A 2,233-nucleotide genomic window follows, 5' to 3' on the forward strand; every position below is an offset into this window, starting at 1 on the left:
GGTCGCCGCCCTGGATCATGAATCCGGGGATCACCCGGTGGAAGGTGATGCCCTCGTAGTACTTGTGGCGGGCCAGGAAGACGAAGTTGTTCACGGTCTCCGGGGCCTTGTCCTCGAGCAGGTCCACCGTCACCACGCCGGCGTCGGTCGTGATGACCGCCGAGTAGTCGACACCCGGGGTCAGACACATCGGCGGGGCGGAATCGAACGAGGTGACGCGCTCGTCGGTGCCCTCGGCGGGAGGGCACTCGGTCGCGTCGGAGGTGCCCCGCCCGGAGGCGTCGGACTGTCCCGTTGCGGTCGCCGTACCGGTTGCCGTCGCATCCTCGGCCGGGGAGTCGTCGGCGCCGCAGCCGGCGAGCGCCAGGGGCACCGACAGGGCGAGGATCCCCAGGGCGGTGCGGACGGTCGGACGGGGCCGGGCTGTGGAGGTGAGGTGCATGACTCGAGACTAGAGGGCGCGCCACCCCGGGTGGATCGCCGGATCCGCGTGGTGGGAGGGATCGCCACGCCCCGCCGGGTACGATCGACCCGGCTTTCGACTAGGGACGGGGACACATCCATATGCACCACCACGGCCACCACGAACTGGTCGACGAGGTCGAGCGGTCGGTCGCCGGGCTCGCGGACCCGCTCGGCCGGGAATGCCTGCAGCGGGTCATCCTGCCCCGGGCGGGTGAGCCGCTGGACGTGAGATCGCTCTACCTCGCCGAGGCCCCCACCAACGCCCGCCGTGCCCACTCCGCCGGTCGCACGACCCTCAGCGTCGGCGCGGACTCCGAGGTCTCGTTCGCCACCTACTTCAACGCGTTCGCGGCCGCGTACTGGCGGCGATGGACGGTGCTGGGGGACGTGGTCCTGCGGCTGACGATCCGCGGTGCCGGTCGCGTGGACCTCTACCGCTCCAAGATCGACGGGTCGCGCATCGCGATCACCGGGGACGTCGTGGGCGAGCCGGGAGAGGCGGGCGCGGACCGGGTCACCACCGTCGAGTTCGTGTGCGACCTGGGCCCGTTCGAGGACGGCGGGTGGATCTGGTTCGACCTCACCTCCGACACGGACGTCGAGCTGCTGGCGGGCGGGTGGCACTCGACCGTGGACGCGCCGGCGACCCGCGCGGACGCGGGCCCGGACGGCACCCCGGACCCGTCGGTGCAGGTTCCTAACGACCGCCGGGTAACCGTCGGCATCCCCACGTTCAACCGTCCCGGGGACGCGGTCGCCGCGCTGCGGGCGCTCACCTCCGACCCCGAGGTCGACGCGGTCCTCGACGCGGTGCTCATGCCCGATCAGGGCGGGAAGAAGGTGCGCGACGAACCCGGGTTCGCCGAGGCCGCCGAGGACCTGGGCGACCGCCTGCGGATCTTCGACCAGCCCAACCTGGGCGGCTCGGGCGGGTACAGCCGCATCATGTACGAGGCCCGGCGGCTCACCGACTCGCCGTACATCCTGTACATGGACGACGACATCGAGATCGAGCCCGACTCGATCCTGCGGGCCCTGGCGTTCGCTCGGTTCTCGCGCGTGCCCATGCTGGTCGGCGGACAGATGCTCAACCTCCAGGAGCGCAGTCACCTCCACACCATGGGCGAGGTGGTGGGGGCGCACGACTTCATGTGGACCGCCGCCCCCCACGCGGACTACGACTACGACTTCTCGCGGTACCCCCTGACCGACCGGGACAATCCCAAGGAGCTGCACCGCCGCATCGACGTGGACTACAACGGCTGGTGGATGTGCCTCATCCCCCGGGTGGTCGCGGAGAAGATCGGTCAGCCCCTGCCCCTGTTCATCAAGTGGGACGACGCGGAGTACGGCCTGCGGGCGCGCCGCGCCGGCCACCCCACGGTCTCGATGCCGGGCGTGGCGATCTGGCACATGGCCTGGTCGGACAAGGACGACGCGATCGACTGGCAGGCCTACTTCCATCTGCGAAATCGACTGGTGGTGGCGTCGCTGTACCACGACGGCGACCACAAGGGCATCATGCAGTCCAGTCTCAAAGCGCTGGTCAAGCACCTGGTGTGTCTCGAGTACTCGACGGTGGCCATCCAGATCGAGGCCATCCGCGACTTCCTCCGCGGACCGGAGGCGCTGTACGAGTTGTTGCCGACGGCGCTGCCCAAGGTGAGGGCGATGCGCGCGCGCTTCCCCGACGCCGTCGTCATCCCCTCGGCCGTGGACCTGCCCGCCCCGTCCGGCGGCCCGGCCGGGATCCACTCCGAGCCCCGGG

Annotated in this window: 2 protein-coding genes; one reads left to right on the forward strand and one right to left on the reverse strand. The window is 70.6% G+C overall.

Features of this window, described 5'->3' with window-relative positions; all coding sequences use genetic code 11:
• The coding region (locus G6026_RS15175) for a peptidylprolyl isomerase (RefSeq protein WP_182613663.1) at positions 1–442 on the reverse strand (442 nt) is incomplete at its 3' end.
• A 122-nt stretch (positions 443–564) separates the two neighbouring features.
• On the opposite strand from G6026_RS15175, the gene G6026_RS15180 reads away from it, so the two are divergent.
• Positions 565–2,233: glycosyltransferase (locus G6026_RS15180; protein ID WP_182613664.1), on the forward strand; the 1,669-nt coding region annotated here is incomplete at its 3' end.

It is taken from the genome of Dietzia sp. DQ11-38-2 (assembly GCF_014145055.1).
GTDB lineage: Bacteria > Actinomycetota > Actinomycetes > Mycobacteriales > Mycobacteriaceae > Dietzia.